The organism is Thermomicrobiales bacterium, assembly GCA_041390825.1.
Lineage (GTDB): Bacteria > Chloroflexota > Chloroflexia > Thermomicrobiales > UBA6265 > JAMLHN01.
The window spans coordinates 139,674-160,270 of the sequence record JAWKPF010000010.1 but is presented as its reverse complement, the minus strand read 5'-3'; the positions used below and the strand labels follow the sequence as shown (position 1 = coordinate 160,270).

The 20,597-nt window shown below is 62.6% G+C and carries 22 protein-coding genes; 15 read left to right on the top strand and 7 right to left on the bottom strand.

The window, feature by feature from the left end:
• Positions 1-13: 13 nt before the first annotated feature.
• Together R2855_06895 and R2855_06890 are read right to left on the bottom strand one after the other, a co-directional pair.
• Complete coding sequence (locus tag R2855_06895; GenBank protein MEZ4530745.1) at positions 14-760, bottom strand: sulfite exporter TauE/SafE family protein; 747 nt, start codon at positions 758-760, stop codon at positions 14-16.
• Complete coding sequence (locus R2855_06890; GenBank protein ID MEZ4530744.1) at positions 757-1,497, bottom strand: sulfite exporter TauE/SafE family protein; 741 nt, start codon at positions 1,495-1,497, stop codon at positions 757-759. Before R2855_06890 ends, R2855_06895 begins: the two co-directional genes overlap by 4 nt.
• Before the next feature lie 260 nt (positions 1,498-1,757).
• Between R2855_06890 and R2855_06885 the strand changes: the two genes are divergently transcribed.
• The 8 genes from R2855_06885 to R2855_06850 all read left to right on the top strand — a co-directional run bounded on the left by R2855_06885 (position 1,758) and on the right by R2855_06850 (position 8,917).
• Positions 1,758-2,741, top strand: a complete 984-nt coding sequence (locus tag R2855_06885; GenBank protein ID MEZ4530743.1) for a hypothetical protein — start codon at positions 1,758-1,760, stop codon at positions 2,739-2,741.
• A gap of 186 nt (positions 2,742-2,927) precedes the next feature.
• Positions 2,928-3,470: a hypothetical protein gene (locus tag R2855_06880; GenBank protein MEZ4530742.1), complete on the top strand. Its 543-nt coding sequence runs from the start codon at positions 2,928-2,930 to the stop codon at positions 3,468-3,470.
• Between the two features lie 156 nt (positions 3,471-3,626).
• Positions 3,627-4,136 carry a pyridoxamine 5'-phosphate oxidase family protein gene (locus R2855_06875; protein MEZ4530741.1) on the top strand — a complete coding sequence of 170 codons (510 nt, stop codon included), beginning with the start codon at positions 3,627-3,629 and terminating at the stop codon, positions 4,134-4,136.
• Between the two features lie 55 nt (positions 4,137-4,191).
• Positions 4,192-5,229 (top strand): phosphotransferase, encoded by a 1,038-nt coding sequence (locus tag R2855_06870; GenBank protein MEZ4530740.1) that lies wholly within the window; start codon positions 4,192-4,194, stop codon positions 5,227-5,229.
• On the top strand, positions 5,230-6,789 hold the full coding sequence (gene eno, locus R2855_06865) for a phosphopyruvate hydratase (protein MEZ4530739.1): 1,560 nt from the start codon (positions 5,230-5,232) through the stop codon (positions 6,787-6,789).
• On the top strand, positions 6,770-7,867 hold the full coding sequence (gene mnmA, locus R2855_06860; protein MEZ4530738.1) for a tRNA 2-thiouridine(34) synthase MnmA: 1,098 nt from the start codon (positions 6,770-6,772) through the stop codon (positions 7,865-7,867). Before eno ends, mnmA begins: the two co-directional genes overlap by 20 nt.
• A 37-nt stretch (positions 7,868-7,904) precedes the next feature.
• Entirely contained in the window at positions 7,905-8,456 is a 552-nt protein-coding gene (locus R2855_06855) for a hypothetical protein (protein MEZ4530737.1), read from the top strand.
• A complete protein-coding gene (locus R2855_06850) occupies positions 8,453-8,917 on the top strand; it encodes a GNAT family N-acetyltransferase (GenBank protein MEZ4530736.1) in 465 nt (154 codons plus the stop codon). Before R2855_06855 ends, R2855_06850 begins: the two co-directional genes overlap by 4 nt.
• 310 nt (positions 8,918-9,227) lie before the next feature.
• Here R2855_06850 and R2855_06845 read toward each other — a convergent pair whose 3' ends face one another.
• From R2855_06845 to R2855_06835, 3 genes are all read right to left on the bottom strand, one after another.
• Complete coding sequence (locus tag R2855_06845; protein ID MEZ4530735.1) at positions 9,228-10,475, bottom strand: serpin family protein; 1,248 nt, start codon at positions 10,473-10,475, stop codon at positions 9,228-9,230.
• A gap of 103 nt (positions 10,476-10,578) precedes the next feature.
• Entirely contained in the window at positions 10,579-10,956 is a 378-nt protein-coding gene (locus R2855_06840; GenBank protein MEZ4530734.1) for a VOC family protein, read from the bottom strand.
• Between the two features lie 74 nt (positions 10,957-11,030).
• The gene (locus R2855_06835) at positions 11,031-11,189 is read right to left on the bottom strand and encodes a hypothetical protein (GenBank protein ID MEZ4530733.1); all 159 of its coding nucleotides are present in this window, start codon (positions 11,187-11,189) and stop codon (positions 11,031-11,033) included.
• Between the two features lie 261 nt (positions 11,190-11,450).
• Here R2855_06835 and R2855_06830 point away from each other — a divergent pair, with 261 nt between their 5' ends.
• The 3 genes from R2855_06830 to R2855_06820 all read left to right on the top strand — a co-directional run bounded on the left by R2855_06830 (position 11,451) and on the right by R2855_06820 (position 16,477).
• On the top strand, positions 11,451-14,234 hold the full coding sequence (locus R2855_06830) for a tetratricopeptide repeat protein (GenBank protein MEZ4530732.1): 2,784 nt from the start codon (positions 11,451-11,453) through the stop codon (positions 14,232-14,234).
• Between the two features lie 72 nt (positions 14,235-14,306).
• Positions 14,307-15,068, top strand: coding sequence for a hypothetical protein (locus R2855_06825; GenBank protein MEZ4530731.1), 762 nt, complete (start codon positions 14,307-14,309; stop codon positions 15,066-15,068).
• A 101-nt stretch (positions 15,069-15,169) separates the two neighbouring features.
• Complete coding sequence (locus R2855_06820) at positions 15,170-16,477, top strand: MFS transporter (GenBank protein MEZ4530730.1); 1,308 nt, start codon at positions 15,170-15,172, stop codon at positions 16,475-16,477.
• Between the two features lie 44 nt (positions 16,478-16,521).
• Here R2855_06820 and R2855_06815 read toward each other — a convergent pair whose 3' ends face one another.
• Both R2855_06815 and R2855_06810 read right to left on the bottom strand, forming a co-directional pair.
• Entirely contained in the window at positions 16,522-17,016 is a 495-nt protein-coding gene (locus R2855_06815) for a hypothetical protein (GenBank protein MEZ4530729.1), read from the bottom strand.
• A 196-nt stretch (positions 17,017-17,212) separates the two neighbouring features.
• Positions 17,213-17,743, bottom strand: coding sequence for a hypothetical protein (locus R2855_06810; protein MEZ4530728.1), 531 nt, complete (start codon positions 17,741-17,743; stop codon positions 17,213-17,215).
• Between the two features lie 306 nt (positions 17,744-18,049).
• Between R2855_06810 and R2855_06805 the strand changes: the two genes are divergently transcribed.
• The 4 genes from R2855_06805 (at position 18,050) to R2855_06790 (ending at position 20,597) form a co-directional block, all read left to right on the top strand.
• Positions 18,050-18,700, top strand: a complete 651-nt coding sequence (locus tag R2855_06805) for an SH3 domain-containing protein (protein MEZ4530727.1) — start codon at positions 18,050-18,052, stop codon at positions 18,698-18,700.
• 97 nt (positions 18,701-18,797) lie between these two features.
• On the top strand, positions 18,798-19,523 hold the full coding sequence (locus R2855_06800) for a YceI family protein (GenBank protein MEZ4530726.1): 726 nt from the start codon (positions 18,798-18,800) through the stop codon (positions 19,521-19,523).
• Positions 19,524-19,589: 66 nt separating this feature from the next.
• Positions 19,590-19,823: a hypothetical protein gene (locus R2855_06795; GenBank protein ID MEZ4530725.1), complete on the top strand. Its 234-nt coding sequence runs from the start codon at positions 19,590-19,592 to the stop codon at positions 19,821-19,823.
• 45 nt (positions 19,824-19,868) lie between these two features.
• Positions 19,869-20,597, top strand: coding sequence for a response regulator transcription factor (locus tag R2855_06790; GenBank protein ID MEZ4530724.1), 729 nt, complete (start codon positions 19,869-19,871; stop codon positions 20,595-20,597).

Genomic DNA, 20,597 nt, shown 5'->3' with positions numbered 1-20,597 from the left:
GCATGGACTCGCGCTATCGGAGAGACACTACCGCCGCGGTCGCGCCGACCAAACCGGACACCAGCAACAGCCCGAACACAATCGTTCGGAACCGCTCCACCGACAATCGACGCACCAGACGTTGCCCGATCATCGTCCCAAGTACGACGGGCGGGACGACTACAAGCGAGCGCACGAAATCCTCCCGGCCCAATAGCCCCTGCTGCACCAGCGCCACAATCGTCACAGGAATGATGAGGTAGTAGTAGACGGTGATCGTCGAGCGAAACGCCGAAACGCTGTAGTCCCGGCTGCTGAGCAGGAAAACCACCGGCGTTCCATCCATCCCGGTCGTTGGCGACAGAATTCCGCTCAGCAGTCCGGCGACTGGTCCGGCGGCGGGGTCGTGCGCGTGTTTGGGACGCCACCCGCGCATGAGCAGTAGTGCCGCCACGATCACGACCAGGCTCGCCAGGAGCTTGATGTACTCCGGTTCGACCGCCCGCACGATCAGAATTCCGATCCCAATCCCCAGCCAGGCGGCAGGCAGCATTGCCCCGATCGTGCGCAGATTCGTCGTCTGCCAGGTATCGGTCAGCAGCATCCAGCGGGTGGCCAGCGCCAGGATGAGCAACATCGCCGTCACCTGCACCGGCTCATACAGCAGCAGAAGGGGAGGCGCCGCCACCAGGGAAAAGCCGAATCCCGCGGTGGCGGCCACGATCCCGCCGAACAGAGCGATCAGGAGCGTCAGGACGAGCGTGCGGTCGAGCTCGATCATCCGAACAGCGCCTGCAACGCGGTCACGATGCCGGTCGTTCCGGTCAGCAGCAGCATCACGAGGGTGATCTTGCGGAACTGCGATTGAGAGACGTATCGCAGGACACGTCTCCCGACGAAACCTCCGATGATCGCCGCTGGCAGCAGGCGAACTGCCACCTCGATTTGCTCCCACCCGACGATGCCGCGCGCGATCAGCAACGAGAGCCCGATGAAATTGACGTAATAGAAGTAGGCGGTGATGCTCCCCCGGAACTGCTGCATATCGTATTGCCGGGTGGTGAAGAGCAGGACCACGGGCGGGCCGGACATTCCCGTGGAGGTGCTCAGCGTTCCGGACGCCAACCCGGCCAGCGGCGCGGCAAATGGGTGATGCACCGCGTCGATACGCCAGCCGCGCAGCACCGAGATCGCGAACAGGATCACCACCATTCCGGCAATGAGCTTGATCAGCGCCGGCTCCAGCCGGTGCAAGAGCACCGTCCCGACAAAGACCCCAATCGTCGCGCCGGGGATGAGGGCGCCCACGGTGCGAATCTGCACCGTCCGCCAGGTGCTGAGCAGCACGATCCAACCGCTCGCCAGCGCGAGCGAGCTCCCGACTGTGGTCACGGTGGCGGGAGGAAAAAGCATGAGCAGCAACGGAACCGTCACCAACCCGAAACCGAACCCGGCCAATCCGGAGACGATTCCGCCGACCAGAGCGATGAGCATTGCAAGCAAAATGGTTTCCGACATCCGCTCCCCTCGCGCGGCATCGTATCCCGCCGCGCGGGGGAGCGTCTGCAGACATACGCTGAACTCAGTAGACCGCGAAATCCCGCAAACGACGTATGGTTCTGGCGAGCGGTCTGGATTACGATCTGAAACAGAGATCGATGCCTTGCGTGGTCTGCGGAGAGGAGGGCGAAACAATCGAGCGGACTCGAGCGGAATAAGCGGTGTCGAAGATAAGGCGTTGTGTGAGAACCACCATTATTGTTGGAGGACGAAATAGCGTGAAAGCTCGAATTGTTGTCTTGGCGGGTCTTGTATTGGCCCTCGGATTGCTTGCTCCGGTAACGGCTGGATCCCGCGTGCGTGCGCAGGAACCGGTCGATTGCCGCGGATTGCAGGCGTATGCTGATCAATACCATGCCGTCGGGCAGACGTATCAGCAAGCGATGTCCGGGATCGATACCTCGAACATCGAGGGCTGGACTGCCACCGAGTTCGCGGCCGCGCATGCCGCGGTCGATACGGCGATTGCCGGTGTGAACGCGTTGACCCCGCCTGCCATCGCGGTCGAGATGCAGGCCCAGGCAGTTTCCTCGCTCGAACTCTTCAAAGAGATGTTGACCGCAATCGAGCAGGAAGGCATGCTCGGAGCGCTCCCGTATATCGACCAGATCAACTCCGCGGGTGATGCGCTCGACGCGATCGTGCTTCCCATCGAAGAGCACTGCAATGTCGCCATTCTGGACAACGATGACGACGGAACCCCGGAAGTGGGTGTTGGCGTGGCGCTCGATCCGGCGCTCGATCCCAGCGCGCCACTCGGTGACTACACCAACCCCATCCCGGTGGGAACGGCACAGCAGACCGTCGATAGCTGGACGATCCAGGTCGTCTCGGTCACGCCGGACGGTACACAGGCTGTTCTGAACGAGAACTCGTTCAACGAAGCGCCAGACGCGGGTCGCCAGTTCTTCATTGCCACCATCACGGCCGTCAATACTGGCGCCGCTCCGGCCACCTTCGATGGCAACTTCCGCTTGCGGGCGCGTGGCGCCGATGGCACGATCTATACCGCCTTTGGCGATGCCTGTGGCGTGACGCCAAATGAATGGGATCAGGACATGAACGTGGCGCCGGGCGCTTCCCAGACGGCCAACCTTTGCTGGTCGGTTCCCTCGGACCAGGTGCAGAATCTGCGCATGTTCGACAAGCAAGCCGAAAGCTCCGGGCTCGTCTACTGGTCGCTCGGCCAGGACGTCGTCTAGCGAGGCGCATTGTCGCGAACTGCTCGGGCGGCGGGGGCCAGATGGCTCCCGCCGTTGTTGTTTATCCCAACGTGTCCGGTTCATCGGCGCGCATCGATCTGGGCTATGCCAATCGGGAGCACTCTGGTAAAGTCCGATCAGGTCCGACTATGGGATCTGTTTTCGTGTGCATCTGGGGGAACGTGGATGAAACGTAGTCTTGGAATGATCCTGGCGCTGGCAGTGCTGGCGCTGAGCATGAACGGGCTCATGAGTGGCGCAATCGCTCAGGATGCGACGCCGACGGTCGATCCGGCCATGGTCGAAGCTTCGCCCATCACCGAAGAAGATTGCACCGGCGTTACCGAATACGCGCGCATTCTGGTCGTGCTGGCCTCAGGGCTCGCCGCGGCTGCATATGGTCTGCCGTCCCAGCAGATCTCCGAATGGTCCGATGAGGCGTACACCAAATTCATCGCAGCGCTCACCTGGGTCATCGAAGAGCTCACCGGCGCAACACCGCCGGAAGCAGCCCAGAAGCTGAACGACTACGCCATCGTGGCCATCAAGACGGTCCAGGGCGCAATCGTCTTCATCCGCACGTCTGGTGTCGGCGGCATGCTGCCGTTCGCCGATCAGCTCGACAAAGTCGACGACGTGCTCACCACGATCATCACCACCCTGGAAGAGGCTTGCCCAGGTAGCACCGAAGGCATCGGCACCCCGATCGCCTCGCCGGCCACCGCCTGACACCCCGGCGCTCGCGCAGATTCAGAAGGAACCGCCTGGTCGATTCGGCCAGGCGGTTCTCTTGTCTCGATCTCGATGTCGAAACCGCTTCGCTGCGAACGACAATGACGCAGGATCTGGAACGATCGGTCATGGCGGGAAGAAGGTGAACTGAACGTGGACGCAATCGATTTCGCGGCGTTGCCTCAGGGGGATCTGCGATTGCTGCACGCTCCAGCCGCGCAGGAGATGCTGCATTCGCTGGAACCGGCTCGGGTGGCCTATCTCGGGCCTGACGGTTACCCCCGCGTGTCCACCATGCAGTTTCACTGGACCGGAGAGGAACTGGTGGTGACCTCGGTAGCGTCACTTCCGAAGGTGCGCGCCATTCGCGCGCATCCGCGGGTGCAGGCAACCATCGACACCTTTGCCATTACCTCCGGTGTGCCGATGCGCGTGCTTGCCATTCGGGGTGACGCATCGGTGACCGAGGTCGAGGGCGTGGTGGAGGAAGCCTATCTGGCCAATTGCCGCTATATCGGCAAGGACGCTGCCGATGGCTGGGCGCAGTGGATCAGTCAGCCGGGCACACGAATTGCCCGCATCGCGATTCGTCCGCGGTGGGTGAGCCTGCTCGACTATCAGACGCGCTTTCCCGAGGGTTGGCCCGACCACCTGCGCCCGTGATCCGAAGGGCAGCGTGCCCTTTGCAATGACGCCACGGCTCGGGATAATGCGTCGTATGGATGACGCATTGGACATCGAGCGCGCACCCGAGTTGCTTGCCTGGCTTCGAGCACACGGTTGGATCGGTCCGGACGAGCAACCAGCCATCGAGGTGCTGCACGGCGGTGTCTCCAACAAGACGGTGCTGGTCGAACGGGCCAATGGCGATGCCTGGGTGCTCAAGCAGGCGCTTCCCAAACTGCGCGTGCAGGTCGATTGGTTCTCGCCGGTCGAGCGGGTGCATCGGGAAGCGCTTGGGCTCCGCTGGCTGGAGCGCATCGCCCCGCCAGGAACGATCACGCCCCTCGTCTTCGAAGACGTTCCCCAGCATTGCATTGCCATGGCTGCCGTTCCGCAACCGCATGAGAACTGGAAGCAGATGCTCCTGCGCGGTGAGGTCGTTCCCGATCATGTCGACCAGTTCGCCACCCTGCTTGCCACCATTCATCGCGACAGCGCGCTCCGGAGGGCCGAGCTGGAGCCGGTCTTTGACGACCGCAGCTTTTTCGAGAGCCTGCGCCTGGAACCCTATTTCGGCTTCACCGCCGGGGAGGCGCCAGCAGCCCGTCGATTCCTGCTCGATTTGATCGAAGAAACCCGCGCGCACGTCGAAACGCTGGTGCATGGCGACTACAGCCCGAAGAATGTCCTGGTCCATGATGGGCGGCTCGTGCTGCTCGACCACGAGGTCATCCACTTTGGCGATCCCACCTTCGATCTGGGCTTTTCCCTGACACACTTCCTCTCGAAAGCGCATCATCTTCCATCTCGACGTGATGCCTTCGCCGAGGCGACGCGGCAGTACTGGGAACGCTATCGACAGTTGGTCGCGGAAGAACCATGGGCGGACGATCTGGAGGGCCGCGCGGTGCGCAAGACGCTGGGCGTCATGCTTGCCCGGGCGCGCGGCCGCTCTCCTCTTGAGTATCTCGACCAGGCCGCGCGCGATCGCCAGGCAACCGCCATCATTGCGCTGATGTCGGCTCCGCCAGCCACTGTGCCGGCACTCACCGACGCATTCCTCGATCGTATTTCCGCACTGGAGTCTGCCTAGATGCCCGCCATTCGTACCCTGACTGCTCAGGAAATCCTCGACAGCCGGGGCCGCCCGACGGTCGAAGTCTGCTGCACGCTGGAAAGCGGCGCGCGCGCTTGTGCGTCGGTACCGTCCGGCGCATCGACAGGCTCGGCGGAAGCCCTGGAGCTCCGCGACGACGATCCCGGGCGCTATCGCGGGCTGGGATGCCGCACGGCCGTGCACAACGTCGAGCGTCCCATTGCCAGCGCCGTCGGCGGAATCGAATTCGAGAACCAACGGGAACTCGATGCCACCCTGATCGCGCTGGATGGCACTCCGAACAAGTCCCGCCTGGGCGCGAACGCCATTCTGGGAGTGTCGCTTGCCTACGCTCGTGCCGTTGCCGCCGAGCGCGGCGTTCCGCTCTATCGCCAGTTCGCCGACATCTTCGAGCCGAACATGGACCTTCGGTATCTGCCCCGTCCCACCGTCAATCTCTTCTCCGGTGGCAAGCATGCTGGCGGTCAGGTGGAGATTCAGGACATTCTGCTGGTCGCCAATGGGGCGGAGACGATCGACGATGCTCTCGCATGGACCTGGGCGGTCTACCAGACAGCGGCCGAGCTGATCGCGCAGCGCTACGGTGAGCGCGCGCTGAAAGCCGACGAAGGCGGATTGGCGCCCTCGGCCAAATCGATCGAAGAGTTGTTCGAGCTCGCCATCGATGCCATCACCGACAGCGGCTTTCGACCGGGAATCGACCTTTCGCTCTGTCTCGATGTCGCGGCCAGTCACTTCACGAGCGGAGAGGGGTATCGGATCGCGGGAGAGTGGGTCTTTCCAGGTGGGCTGATCGACCGCATTGGCCGATGGGTCGACACCTATCCGATCGTCAGCGTCGAGGATGGGCTCGCAGAGAACGATTGGGACAACTGGCCGGCGCTCCTCGAACGGATTTCCCCCCGGGCGATCGTGCTTGGCGACGACTTGCTCACCACGAACCCACGCCGTATCGAGAAGGCCATCGAGACCGGCGCGGCGAATGCCCTCTTGCTCAAGGTCAATCAGATTGGCACGCTTTCGGAAGCGGCCGAAGCCGCGCGTATTGCGCGCGCGGCTGATTGGAAGATCGTCGTCTCGGCGCGTTCCGGTGAAACCGAAGACAACTGGTTGGCCGATCTCGCGCTCGGCTGGCAGGGTGACGACGCTCAAGGTCGGCCCGTCACCCAATCCGAACGTCTCGCCAAATGGAACCGTCTGCGCTCGAACGGGAAACCGGTCTCCCCGTCACTCCCTGGCCAAACGGCGCCTGATTCGCGTCGCTGTCCCGGCGCTCCCATTGCGGCCGCCGTTTGGGCGTCCACGACCGTTCCAGCGCCGGACCAACGTCCCCTATACTTACCGGCTGCAATTCGGGCGGACTCGCCACAGCATCGAACGAACCAACATGTCCCTCCAGCTCAAGCCCATCATCAATCCAGGCCACCCTGCCGACCTCCCGACCGACGCCGAATCGCTCCTTTCCGAGGAGAAGATCGGGCCACGGGACGGGGCAGGCAAGACGGTTGTGGTTGCCATGAGCGGCGGGGTGGATAGCGCGGTGACCGCGCTCATCATGCGCGAGCGCGGCTACCGCGTGATCGGCATGAATCTGCGCCTCTTCTCGCCGGACGATCCGGAGCACTCGGTCAATCCCTGTTGCGGTATCCCGGCCATGGACGATGCGCGCGCCACCTGCGCGCTGATCGGCGTCCCGTTTTACGCGATCAACATGGAAACCGAGTTCGGGCAGCATGTGGTCGACAAGTTCGTCGATGAGTATGCCCACGGCCGCACTCCAAACCCGTGCCTGGAGTGCAACCGGCATGTCAAGTTCCGCCATCTGGTGCAGCGCGCTCGCATGCTCGGGGCCGATTGCCTGGCGACCGGGCACTACGCGCGCGTGGTCCACGGAACCGACGGTCAGCCGCACCGGCTGTATCGTGCTGTCGACCAGCGCAAGGACCAGAGCTACGTTCTCTACACGATGGATCAGGACCAGCTCGGTTACATCACCTTCCCGCTCGGCAACTTGATCAAGCCGGAGGTTCGCCAGTTGGCGCGCATCTTTGGCCTGCCCGTCGCCGAGAAGGAGGAGAGCCAGGAGATCTGCTTCGTCGGCAAGGGATCGTATGCCGATTTCGTGGCCAAGCGGCGCCCCGATGTCACCCGTCCCGGCGAGATCGTGACCACCGACGGAACCGCCATCGGTCAGCACAAGGGACTGGTGCATCACACCATCGGGCAGCGCAAGGGAATCGGCGTGCCCCGCCCGGAACCGCTCTATGCGTTGCGGCTCGATCTGGCGGAAAACCGGCTCGTGGTCGGTTCCCGGACCGAGGCGGAGGCCGTGCGCGTGACGGCTGAGAGCGTCTCCCTGACCCAGGGAACCTGGCCGGAATTGCCGCTGGAGGTCACGGTATCGGTACGCTATCGAGGCACGCCCATGCCGGCAACCGTCTCGTTTGGGTCCGAGGCCGAGCGATTGGCAACCATCGAATTCGATACCGACCGGCCGATTGCCGCGCCGGGACAGGCCGTTGTCTTTTATGATGGAGATGAAGTGCTCGGCGGCGGTACGATTGCCACGGTCCAGCGCGCCTGGGAAGGCGCTGAGGCGAAGGCGGCCGGCTGACGCCGCAGGTCCAGAGTCCAGAGGGTGAGGGACGGGATTGACTGACACGTATATGGGAGGCAATCGGGACGACGACCCGATCTTTGCCTCCAGCAATCCATCGGTGCAGCCGGTTCCGCCCGGGTTCGAGCCAATCACCGATCCATACGCGCAGCCCGATCTGGAAACCCGTCTCATGGGCCAGACCGAGGAACAGAAGAACACCACCCTCTACTTCATCCTTGGCGGCACCGTTATCCTGCTCCTCTTCATCGCGCTCACCGCGTTTCTCTACTACCTCGGTGGCGACGATCAATCCGCCCTCGAGCGGCTGATGAACATCGCGGTGATCTATATCGTCTTCCTCTCGGCGGCAATCGTCATCCTGCTGGCTGCGGCGACAGTTGCCTTCGTCTTCCTGACCCTCCAGTTGCGCGACAAAGCGTTGCCGGCGATGGACGAGCTCACCAGAACGCTCAAGAACGTGCGCGGGACAACCGAGTTCATGAGCGAGGAAGCTGTCAAGCCGGTCATCCAGGCGGCTGGCAAAGCGGCCCAGGTGGGCGCCGCCTTCCGGGTCTTCCGCAACGCCAGCAAGCGAAAGTGGTGAGCGAGCACCAGATCATCCGGCCGGTGCGCATCGACGAGGCGCAGGCTTTGCACGAGCTGACCCAGCGCTCGACGATGCATTGGGGGTACGAGCCGGAATTTCTCGAATGGGAACCGGAAGCGATCGCCGTTACGCCTGAGTTTCTGGAAAATGCGCTTGCCAGCTTCGCGCTGGAAGAGCACGGGACCCTTGTCGGCTACTACACCATCACCGGCACGGCCGAGCATGCGCATCTCGACAAGCTCTTCGTCGATGCTCCCTACATTGGCGCCGGCCGCGGCAAGCTCTTGTGGAATCACGCCATCGCTACCGCGAAATGGCTGAACGTGCAGAAGCTCGATTTCTATGCCGATCCGAACGCAGCCCCCTTCTACCGCGCGATGGGCGCTGTCTGGATCGGCGAAGAAGAAACCTCCCGCCCGGGCTGGAACCTGCAGTTCTTCGAGGTCCCGCTGCGGTAGCCCCCCCACCGAGCACCCATCCCGCCATCCCAGCCCCCGTCCCGCCACCCCACCCACTACCCCGTAGTCCCGCACATGCACCCTGCCATCGCGCAAACCATCCCGTCATCCCGAGCTTGCCGAGGGATCTCTTGTTGCGCTGAAACCTGCTCTCCGAGAGGGTGCCATGTGACCGGGGAACAAGAGATCCCTCCACTTCGGTCGGGATGACGGAGGGGTGGCAGCGGGCTCCAGTCGGGATGACGGAGGGGTGGCTGCGGTCAGGGCAGGCTCTCCACATCGGTCGGGATGACGGAGGGACGCGTGCGGACTACGTTCCGCTTGGATCCATCACCCGGCCGATGAAGAGGATCGTGCCCGTTTGCATGTCGCGGATCAGGAAGATGAACGGGCGATCGATGTTGACCTCCAACGGCGGATCGGTGGGCGCGGCCGCGCCGACCATCAGCACCGCGGTCGCCGCGGCCGCCTCGGTGCCCTCTTCGTCGACACTGATGAACGCCTTGTGCAACACATCGCCGATCCAGAGCGGTTCCGTCGATCCCGCTTCCTGCATGCCGGAGAAATCAGCCAAACTACTATTGAACGCGTCGGTCATGCCCATCGCCTGGAGCGTGATTGCCAGGCTGGTGGAGTAGTCGAACTCGAACTTCGGCATGGAGAGAACGAGTTCGCGGCTTCCGGTGCTGGCCAGCGCGGCGGCGAGCGATTCCGGATTCAGGTCCGCCTCCACCTCGCCGAACCGTCCATCGTCCGGCAGGATCACGGTAAAGGCGAATTGGCTCTCGGCATAGGGCAACTGGATAACCTGATATCCCTCACCGGCGGCATAGCTGAAGAACTCCTGCTGGTGCATGAAGGGCACACTGGTGGTCGAGCCGTCTGCACGGTGGAAGTCGCCATTCGCGGTTTGGTTGACGTCGAACGTATCCAGCCATCCACCGTAGAAATAGATCGCGTTCGCGAGCACCATGCGGGAGTCTCTGGTGATCGCGCCCTCGGGCACGATGTTCTGAATCTTGTCCTCGGTGTGCTGAGCCACCCAATCGTTGATCTCTTCCCGGACGCCATCTGGATCGTTCTGGAAGTCCGCCGGTTGCAACCCCGCGCCGTAGTGTTCGGCCAGGGTGTCGCTGAAGATCGAGCTAAACGGGAAGGTCTGCTCGCCCCAGAGCCCGTTGGCGATCTGCAGCGATCGGGGCGGGTAGCCATAGTCGGTATTGGCTGGTCCCGTTCCACGGGTCACCAGATCGTCGTTCAGCGTCTGAAAGGCAACAGGCACCCGATCCGGACCCAGAGTGAAGTGGAGCACCTCGGCCATTTGCTTGGCGGTCGCTCCTTCGGCTCCGGCGTAGGTCATCGCCAGCGCCTGGGAGATGCTGTAGGGCGAGATGAACAGGTTGCCGTCGTCGCTGTTCATTGCCGCATAGAGATCGAGCGCGAATGCGGTGTTTCCATCGACAAGTTCAGTGACCGGATCGCTCTGCGCCACGACGCCGAGTCCTCCGGAAAACGTGAGCACCAGGGCCAGCGCCAGCAGCGGAAGGTTTCGTCGCATTGCATCCTCCTTTTCACGAAGAACGTATCCGGATGATACCGGGAGCGTCCTGAGAGGGAAACGTGCGGGGCGGGAGAAATGTTCCGGACAGCGTGTCCGTCGTTCACACCCACTGGACGAGCTGATAGATGATGCCACCTGGATCGAGCACCTGGAAATAGCGCTCGCCCCACGGTTCGGTCTGGATGGTGGTCGGGAAGATCAGGTCCTGACCCTGTAGCCGCTCCCACTCGGCGTCGATCTCGTCCACGACGAACACCACCAACAGGCCCATGCCGGCCGCCGCCGCGTGTGTGGCCGGCTTGAAGCTCGGCAAACCCACTTCCAGGAAGATGATGTTGAAGCCGGCATCATCACGAGTGAGCGAGATGAAGCCGGTCGATTCCATCTCTCGTCGAAAGCCGAACAGCGTCTCCAGAAACTCTGCAGATCGTTCCACATTGGGAACATTGAGGGAAATGGCGGATTGGGTGATGCGCATTTGTCCTCCATTCATTGGTCGGAAGCAGAGGCGCGTAGAACGCGGCAGCGTACGACCCGTGAGACGGAACGAGCCTATGCGCGGTTCTGCCGCAACACGCTCGACAGCACTCCCATCCCCAGCCCAATGACGATTCCCAACAGAAGATGATCGAACATCACCCCGATTGCCACCCCAATCACGAGTCCCGCCAGCCATATTCCGGCAGCGGTCTTGATGTCGAAGTCGTTCATCGGTTCATTCCACGTTCCGCATTCTGATCGAGGGAGTGCTTCGGCCGCTTCCTTTTGTTATCGGGCACGCGCGCTTGCCCGCATGGTCCAGTCTGCCAGAAACGGGAAGCTCGAGCTTGCCTCTCGTTGCCCACGACTCCCGCAGGAAGGCGTCACGACCGATGCTCACCCACGTGTACAATCCGAAAAACACAAGGCATTTGGAGGTCTGACATCGACGTCAACGAGACCGCCACGGTCGCCCACTCGTCTGACGGGCCAGTGCCGCTTCGGCGCACCTTTCTTTTCACCGATATCGAAGGCAGCTACCGGCAATGGGAGCGCCATCCGATTGCGATGCCCGCTGCGCTTGCAGTCCATGATGCGATCCTGCAACGAGCGGTGGCGGCGCAGAATGGGCACGTCTTCAAGACCATCGGCGACGCTATATGCGCGGTGTTCGACCACCCGCTGGATGGCGTTCGCGCGGCCATAGCCGCCCAGCAGGAACTCTTCGCAACCGATTGGCAGGTCCTCGGGCTCGTCCAGCCGATCCGCGTGCGCATGGCGCTGCAGGACGGCGAGGTGGTGGAACACGACGGCGATTTCTCCGGCCTGGTGCTCAACCGCATCTCCCGGCTCTTGCGCGCCGGGCACGGTGGACAGGTACTCCTCAGCCGTTCGGTGGCAGATCAGATCGAACGGGCCGGTATCGATCAGGTCGGGCTGCGCGATCTGGGCGAGCGCCGCCTGCGCGATGTCCCCGGCGCGCATCACATCTACCAACTCGAGATTGCTGGCTTGCCGCACGCGTTTCCACCGCTGGAGACACTCGATGCGGTTGCCCACAATCTGCCGGTGGCGCTCAATACCTGTCTCGACCGCGAGGCCGAGTTGGCCGAGATCCGCCGTCTGCTCCTCGATTCGCCTGCCCGGCTGGTGACGCTGCTTGGTCCGGGCGGCATCGGGAAGACCCGGCTGGCGCTGCATGCCGCTTCCCAACTGATCGACGTCTTTCCGGGAGGCATCTGGTTTGTCGATCTTTCCGGCATTCGCGACACCGCGTTGATCTCCACCGCGGTCGCCTCGGTGCTCAGTGTGCGCGTCGAACCAGGGATCGATACCCAGCGCGCGCTCATCGAAGCGATCGGCGACCGGGAAATGCTCCTCGTGCTCGACAACTGCGAGCAAATCGTCGATGGCATCGCCCGGTTCATTGCCGGACTCCTGCCGACCGTGCCTCGGCTGCGCGTGCTGGCCACCAGCCGGGCGCCGCTCGAATTGCGGGGCGAGCAGCGGATCGAGATTGGGCCGCTTCCCATCGAGAAGAACGACGATGCCGGTCCTGCCGTGCAACTGTTCATCGAGCGAGCCCAGCAGATCCGCCCGTCGTTCGAAATGACCGAGACCAATCAGGAATCGGTCTACGAAATTTGCCGCCGCGTCGATGGCATCCCATTGGCGCTCGAGTTGGCCGCCGCGCGCGTGGCCGTGCTCAGCCCGGAGGCATTGCGCGCCCGGCTCTCCTCCCGGCTCACGCTCCTCACGTCCACCAGCCGTGACCTTCCCGAACGCCACCAGACGCTGCGCGGCGCGATCGAGTGGTCCTACGCGCTACTGAGCCCCGAAGAGCAGAGCGCCTTCCGCACCCTTTCCGTTTTCCAGGGCGGTTGGTCCCTCGCCGGCGCCCAGGCGGTCATCGGCCTGGACGATGTGGCCACCATGGAAATCCTCGCCTCCCTCTGCGACAAGAGCCTCGTCCGCCTCTCCGAATCCGACGACGCCGAACCGCGCTACTCCATGCTCGAAACGATCCAGGAGTATGGAATGGAGCTGTTGACGGCGAGCGGTGATCTGGATACGAAGCGAGTGGCGCACGCCGAGTTCTTTGTCGATCTCTCCGCGGAAGCGTCGCAATTCATTCAGGGCGGACCGCACCAGATGCGATGGCTCGGCATTCTGGACAGAGAGATCGCAAATCTCCGGGTCGCCCTGGAGGGAGCGCTCGACTTGGGCCATGCCGCATCGGCGGTCGATCTCTCGATCAACCTCTGGTACTACTGGTCGACGCGGGGACTCCTGGAAGAAGGCCAGCGCCGGCTAGCGAGCGCGCTCAATCTCGCCTCGGAGGTGGATCAGCGGTTGCGTGCTCGTGCGCTCCTGGCGCTCGGCAATCTTTGCGTAGAGCGGGGGGAGTTACCAGCAGCCGAGGTGCTCTACCGTCAAGCGCTGCAGATTTCACGATCCGAAGACTATGCGCTCGGCATAGCCCAATCACTTTCAGTTCTTGGTATGGTCTCGGGTATGCAAGGGCAGTCCGAGGAAGAGTATGCGTACCAGATCGAAGCGCTCGATCGTTGTCGGTCGCTTGGCGTTCCCCGGGGAATCGCGTCCTCGCTGGTCAATTTGGCGGTGTGGGCGCTCAACATGGGCAAGTTCGACGATGCCCTGGCATACCTGGATCAGGTCCGCGCGGAACAGGAACGGCTACAAGACGATGTCGGACTGACGTTCGGCAAGGCGTACAGAGCGTATGTCTTGCAGAGCATGGGCAAGTTCGACGAGGCAGCGAACCTCTTCGAGGAAGCTGAGGAAGAGTCGCTTCGCAGCGATATGCTCGATGGAGTCTGCTTCGCACAGGTTGGCCGGGCGGTGGTCGAACTGGAACGCGGCAATCTTGCGCTCGCATTGCTGTTGGCGGAAGAAGCGCTTGCGGGTTCACGGATCCGCGGCGATCGAATCTTCATCGCGAATGCGTTCGATGTGCTGGCCATGGTCTGCTCGAAATCCGGAGACCCGCAACAGGGCGCCGAAGCGCTGGGTGCAGCGCATCATCTTCGGACCGTGACGAATACGCCCACGCCAGCATACTGGGCGCCTCGTGTCGCTCATGCGCGTTCGAACCTGGAGGCGTTGCTCGGTTCTCGCGAGTTTGCGAGGCATTGGGAGCGTGGCCGTCAGACAGAGATGCGCTCGAACTGGCTCGTCGTTGCTCCTCCCGAGCTGCTCGAGCTGGTCGCAAGCGCTCCTCACGAGTCTCGCTCTTGCCCCGCGGCCGCGCCATGATATGCTGTCGCCAGCCCACAACGTACAGGTCATTCTGAGTCGAGCCGCGGTCGAACCGGCTGAGGAGCACGCATGTCTCTCTTCGATTATCCGTTGGTATTGGAAGCACGGATTCCGTTCATCATCGAAGCGGCCGCGCGCTATCGGTTGCAGGCCTGGGAGCTGAATCTCACCAGGAGTGGATGTGATGACGAGGGCGAAACCTACGACGTGCCAGCGGGGCTTGGCGCGGGATACCTTGGGATTGTGTGGGATGGATCAGTCAGCCTGACGGTACGAGATGACGACACCCGATCGCATGAGGTCACATCGGGACTCGGCATTTTCTTGTTCGACACCATTGCAAAAATTGGTTTGGGCGCCGGTGCATCGGCGGCACGGGTAGCAGTTGTCGCGGTTCTCGATTGGGATGCTCCGGACCCAAGTCTGGGACTGCCGGAACGAGGGAAATGTGGCGAACTGCCGTTGCCCGACTTCCCAAGCAGTGGACAGACCGTCATCGCAATCCTTCGGCAATTGCAGTTTTGGGACGATCAGAACCCAACGCCCAATCCACAAGAGCCGGAGCTTTGGCCTCGTCCAGGGTTTTTTCTGACAACGATCGACGGACCGCAGGCGGGCCGGCAGTGTGAGCGAGTCCTCGAAGCTGATGACGATGGTGGTCTTGATTTCATCATGCTCCCCCAAGAACAGAACGCGTCATACAGTATCGGGAATGGCGGAAGCCCCTTGGCGTATGTGCTCGACTTCTATGTCGAGGGCGACGACGTCCCCACGAGAGGAAGCGGCGGTGGCACGGAGCCTGGATGCAAGATCCGTTGTTGGGGACCGTGAGTATCGCTGGTGGTTGGATATCTCCAGCACTGAATAGACCGAGAACCCCGTATAGTTCCCGATTGGCCGGGTAGTCGTCCGGCAATCGTCAGGGACTCACCGTGCTCCGCCTCCGACGCCCGCAGCTTGGGCTTCCACAACCCGTCGTGCCCATCTTCTGGGCGCTCATCCTGATCGAGTCCGCCTACGGGGCGTATCTCGGCATCCTGCCGCTCTGGATCGAGAAGCTCGGCGCGCCGATTGCCATCGTCGGTCTGTTGCTTGGGGCCAATGGCATCCTGCGCCTCTTCGTCCTCTTTCCTTCGGCCAATATCGCCAACCGTTTTGGCTATCGGCGCACCATCATGGTGGCTCGAGCAGCGGCCCTGGTTGGCCTGGTGGCGGCCGCGCTGGCGACCCATTGGCAGCAGCTGCTTGTGCTCATCATTGGCATCGCCATCGGTGAGATCGTCTTTCCGCTGCTGCAAACCCTGGTCGCTGCCGAAGCGGGCGAGCAGCGAATGCGCGCCTTCGCGCTCATCTTCACGGTCGGTCCGTCAGTCGCGCTGGCGATCGGGCCGATCATTGCCGGCGCGCTGGTGGCCGTGGCGGGTATGCGCGCCGCATTTCTGCTGGCCGCAGCGCTCACCGCGGCCTCGTTCTACTGGCTGCGCAAGATCGAAGAACCTGTCTCACACAAGGAACGCGATCTCTCGCAGCAATCCGGCTACCGGGAAGCGATCGCCGATTACCGCATCCGCACCATCACATTGCTGCTGCTGGGCGTGGTCTTCACCTGCTCGTTGGGCGTCGCCTTTATTCCGACCTTCCTGGAGGACGTGCGCGGGTACCAACCGGCATCGATCGCCACGTTCTCGGCGCTCGGCGCGGTTGGCTCGGCGCTCTTCGGCATGGCGGTCGCACGCACACGCAAGCTGCAGAAAGAGCCCTTCCTGGCGGTTGCCATCTCGCTCGGGATGATCGTGATCTCGCTCGTGCTGTTCCACGCCAGCGCGCTCCTGCCGGTCATCCTGTTTGCCTATCTGCTGCGCGGCGGCTTCTTTTCCGCCTGGGCCATGCTCAACGCGTCGCTTGGGGTGAACGCTCCCGCCCGGCACCGTGCCCGCGGTTTCGCCATCGTGGAGATGGCCGGTGGTCTGGCGTCGTCGTTCGGTCCCATCGTGGGCGGGGTGCTCTATGCGAAACGCAACACTCTGACGTTCGAAGTCGCCATCCTGCTTGGCATCTGCCTCATCCCGGTCGTCCTCTGGGTCAACCGCACCGCGCGCCATTGGCCGCATGGGGACACGGAACCGGCGCCATCCATCGAAGACGAGCCCATCATTGGCGAGATTCCCGAGATTGCCCCCGAGATCGTTCTCGAGACCGCCACTGTTCCGCAGTCCGTCGGGGCAGGATCGGAGAGCTGAAGCCCGAGACGATTCCGGCCGCGAACGGCGGCTGGGCGCTTCGGCTATCGGCTTCGGATGACGCCGATTCCCTGACGAACTTCCCCCAGGTGATACGCGCTATGCGCGGCCAGCGCGAACGCGCCGCCAACGAGATCGGCGTTCCAGTCATGGGTCTCACGTGCAAAGGTCACGACCCATTCGTAGGAGTCGTTCAGCCGTCCGATCAATGCTTGCCATTGGGTGTCATCGACTGGTGCGATCTGCCACGATCCCTCCCAATCGGCCTTGGCGGTGAAGTTGGTGGCCAACCCTTCGCGCAGCGCCTCCACGTAATACGCGGTGTGCTGCACCTGCGCGGCCAGGCTCGCCGACTGGTTCGACACGGGACTGTTCGCCTCCTCGGCGGTGATGTCCGCAAGCGTGTCGAAGAACGAGTTGTCATCATCCAACAGGTAATGCGGCCCGGTCGTGTGCTGGAAGATCTCGTTCCAGATCGCGAGGAATTGGTCGCGGAAGTCATTGACGGCGATTTCGTTGGTGATCGTGCGTTCGGTCACGGGTTGGCTCCTGCTGCCTCGAATGCGTGCGCTCGGTTGATTCGTCAATGAAACGGGGGAGCGCTCGATTTGTCAGAAGCCGGCAGCTTGTCCAGCCGAATCTGACGGGACTCGCAGGAACGGCCCATCGTCACTCCGCGCGCTCCCGCTGTTGAAACGCTGGGCAACAACGCTCAGCAATCACCTCGATTCCGTATCAGGTGGGCAGATTGCCGACCTCTTTCAGGATCGACCAGCAGTTGATGGCAGAGTTGATCAACAGGAGAAAGATCGGCAGCACCATCCAGTCGATCAGGGTGCTCTGGTCCAGGATCAAGCTGCACCCAATGGCGCAGGCCGCGACATAGGCGGCAATGATGTAGCTGAATCGCTTCAACCCGGCATGGTTCTTCGACCAGCGCGGATCCGGATCGGTACGCAAACTGCGCATGTCCAGCCAGACCTGCCGGAGCCCGAGCAGCGACACCGCCGCAATCGGGATGCCGAGCCCCGGACCCGACGGATCGGGTATCAGGAAGAGCAGCGAGAACGTGAGCATGAGCATCAGCCCATGGAACGTTTCCGAGCACCAGATGCGCAGGCCAGGCGGTGACGAATCGCTCATGATCCTCGGACTGAGCGCCAGCGCCACGAAGAGCAACCCAACCAGCACCCCGGCGATTCCGGCCACCGCGGAATAGAAGGCTGACCAGTCCTGCAGTTCGCTTTCGATGCTCAACACAGCCATAGAACGGTCCGCAAGTGAAGCCAATGGATCCATGCATCACCGTACCTGTTTGGCTGGAAAGACACAATCCCTGGGAAATGGGAAATGGGAAATGGGAAATGGGAAATGGGAAATGGGAAACGGCGCACCAGGATTGACTCCAAGCGTATTCTCAGGAAAGCTGCAGAACACCCACAGAGACGAGTCCTAGGATAGTCCCAGATCGATCGAAGTCACGATCGAACGAACAGGGAACATGCGGCTCGGTCGCGACCCTCCCCGGGGCCGAGCCGCCTCGGAAGAGGATGAAAGGAACGGAGGACGGCCATGAACTCCCACACATTGATCAAGGGCGTCTCTGTTGTTGCAACCGCATTGGCCATCGCGCTCGGCGGAGTCGGAGTGGTGTCGCCGGAGACCGGTCTGGTCCGCGTTGCCGCACAGGCATCCGCCACCGCTGCCTTCACCGTTGGGCAAGCGGTGGTTGTGAACGCGGATGCGCTGAACATGCGCGCGGATGCCTCGATCGACGCTGAAATCGTCACCACCTTGCAAAACGGCACCTGGGCCACCGTTGTGGACGGCCCGGTCACCGGTGGCGACTACTCCTGGTATCAGGTCGAGTACGACGACGACACCGGATGGGTCGCGGCTGAATATCTGGTCGATGCCGCCACGGGCGGGTCATTGACCGCTGGATCGACGGTCATCGTCAATACCGAAGCGCTCAACCTGCGAAGCGCCGCCGGCAGCTCGTCCGAGGTCGTCATGATCCTGGACGGCTCGACCGAAGGCAGCGTGGTGAGCGGACCGGAGACCGCCGATGACATGGACTGGTACCAGGTCGATTTCGACGGCACGCAAGGATGGGTGAGCCGCACCTATCTGGCGGTTCCCGCCACCGAAGCCGATGCAACTGGCACGGTGACCGGTGTGCTTGCGACCGCAACCGCGGTTGCTACGGACGACGCAATCTAGCGTCACATTGCATGAAGCGATTGGCAGACTGGGTTTGTTGCGCGCTCACGGTGAGTCGGCGCCCACCTGCTGAAGGCACTATGGAGGTAGTGTACGGATGAATCTCGATCTTCTCGCTCGCCGGGCTCCCGGCCTCACCATGACCGGCCTCGCGCTTGCTGGCGCTGCGGTCACCTTGCTCCCGGGCGCCGCTGCCGCGCAGACCCCGACCGCCTATGGTGTGCTGGACACCGAGCCGGCGACCATCGACTGCTCGGCTATCGAGACCGACCCTGCCGCGCTCGGCGCCGCTTCGATCTATGTGGTCGACCCCGCCCAGTCCGAAGCCCGCTATATCGCCGAAGAGGAACTGGCCAACGTGGGCGCGAACACCGCCGTTGGATCCACCAACACCATCCAGGGAGCGTTCCTGTTCGACGCGGACGGCAACCCGATTCCCTGCTCGACTATCTATGTCGACGTCCGCACCTTCGAGAGCGATTCGTCCCGGCGTGACAACTTCCTGCGCGGCAACACCCTGCAGAGCGACCAGTACCCACTGGCTGAGTTCGTGGTGACAGAGATTCAGGACTTCACCATGCCGGCCGATGGCGAGGAGACCACGTTTACCCTCGTGGGCAACTTCACACTCCACGGTGTCACCAAGACGGTTGCCTGGGAGACGACCGCCACCCGCACTGGCGACACCCTCACGGGCTCGGCGAATACCGAATTCGACATGGCCGATTTCGACATCGAGAAGCCGATCGTTGGCTCGGTGCTCTCCATCGAGGACATCATCCAGCTGGAGATCGACCTCGTGGCGGTAAACTCGGCTGCCTAGCATGACCACACGGCTGTCCGCGCCCTCGAATGGGCGTGGGCAGCCTGCCGCGCGGGAGAGATGACGATGAAGCAGAACAACCGGAAGTGGGTCATCGCCGCGATTGCGATCGTTATCCTTGTTCCGTTCGTTGTTATCGGTGGGTTCGGGCTTTACGGGTTGAGCCAGACGGATCAGCTTCCCTGGCAAACAGCGCCAACCCGCATTCCGATCACTCCGGTAGAGATGCCGAGCTTTGGCTCCATCGGCGGCACGCCGGTACCAACCTCGGTTCCCGAATCCAGTCTTCCCGCAGCCTGATCGCCAGACCGGCACATGCCAGTCCCTTCGTGAAAGAACTCCCAAATGCAGACAATGACCCCAGACCAAATGACCGGCAAGCGAATCCTGATCGTCGATGACGAAGAGCCGATTCGCGAACTGCTCACGACCGCGCTGCGGTTTACCGGATACCAGGTCGAAAGCGCGGCCAGCGGACTGGAGGCCCTGCGCGCGGTATCCAGCTCGCCCGATCTCATCGTCCTCGATGTCAATCTGCCGGATCTCGATGGTTTCGAGGTCTGCCGCAAGATTCGCAGCGGCGGCGATCTCACCCCCGTCATCTTCCTGACCGCGCGCGACGATGCGTCCGATCTGCGGGCCGGGTTCTCGCGCGGCGGCGACGACTACCTCACCAAGCCCTTTAGTCTCGAAGAGTTGCTGCTGCGTATCGGCGCGGTGCTCCGGCGCACGAGCGCTCCCGAAGTGGAGCTCTCCCGCTTGCAAGTGGGCGATGTCGTGCTCGATGAAGATTCGTTCCGCGTCTGGCGCGGCAATGAAGAGATCAATCTCTCTCCGACCGAGTTTCGTCTCCTGCGGTATCTCATGCTCAACCGGGAACGAGTGGTCTCGAAAACGCAGATCATCGATCATGTGTGGGATTACGATTTCGCGGGCGATCCGGCGTCGGTCGAAACCTATGTCTCCTACCTGCGGCGCAAGCTGCACGATCGCGATGCCCAGTTGATCCGAACCGTGCGGGGTTTTGGATACTCGATCCGGGTTCCGGACAGCGCCCCGGCCGGCATGCGTTAG

What these genes read in the sequence shown, in the direction of transcription:
- R2855_06880 (MEZ4530742.1), top strand. Translation starts at nt 2,928, where the DNA reads ATGAAACGTAGTCTTGGAATGATCCTGGCGCTGGCAGTGCTGGCGCTG.
- eno (MEZ4530739.1), top strand. Translation starts at nt 5,230, where the DNA reads ATGCCCGCCATTCGTACCCTGACTGCTCAGGAAATCCTCGACAGCCGG.
- R2855_06840 (MEZ4530734.1), bottom strand. Translation starts at nt 10,956, where the DNA reads ATGCGCATCACCCAATCCGCCATTTCCCTCAATGTTCCCAATGTGGAA.
- mnmA (MEZ4530738.1), top strand. Translation starts at nt 6,770, where the DNA reads ATGAGCGGCGGGGTGGATAGCGCGGTGACCGCGCTCATCATGCGCGAG.
- R2855_06800 (MEZ4530726.1), top strand. Translation starts at nt 18,798, where the DNA reads ATGAATCTCGATCTTCTCGCTCGCCGGGCTCCCGGCCTCACCATGACC.
- R2855_06870 (MEZ4530740.1), top strand. Translation starts at nt 4,192, where the DNA reads ATGGATGACGCATTGGACATCGAGCGCGCACCCGAGTTGCTTGCCTGG.
- R2855_06835 (MEZ4530733.1), bottom strand. Translation starts at nt 11,189, where the DNA reads ATGAACGACTTCGACATCAAGACCGCTGCCGGAATATGGCTGGCGGGA.
- R2855_06810 (MEZ4530728.1), bottom strand. Translation starts at nt 17,743, where the DNA reads ATGGCTGTGTTGAGCATCGAAAGCGAACTGCAGGACTGGTCAGCCTTC.
- R2855_06795 (MEZ4530725.1), top strand. Translation starts at nt 19,590, where the DNA reads ATGAAGCAGAACAACCGGAAGTGGGTCATCGCCGCGATTGCGATCGTT.
- R2855_06825 (MEZ4530731.1), top strand. Translation starts at nt 14,307, where the DNA reads ATGTCTCTCTTCGATTATCCGTTGGTATTGGAAGCACGGATTCCGTTC.
- R2855_06890 (MEZ4530744.1), bottom strand. Translation starts at nt 1,497, where the DNA reads ATGTCGGAAACCATTTTGCTTGCAATGCTCATCGCTCTGGTCGGCGGA.
- R2855_06895 (MEZ4530745.1), bottom strand. Translation starts at nt 760, where the DNA reads ATGATCGAGCTCGACCGCACGCTCGTCCTGACGCTCCTGATCGCTCTG.
- R2855_06790 (MEZ4530724.1), top strand. Translation starts at nt 19,869, where the DNA reads ATGCAGACAATGACCCCAGACCAAATGACCGGCAAGCGAATCCTGATC.
- R2855_06805 (MEZ4530727.1), top strand. Translation starts at nt 18,050, where the DNA reads ATGAACTCCCACACATTGATCAAGGGCGTCTCTGTTGTTGCAACCGCA.
- R2855_06845 (MEZ4530735.1), bottom strand. Translation starts at nt 10,475, where the DNA reads ATGCGACGAAACCTTCCGCTGCTGGCGCTGGCCCTGGTGCTCACGTTT.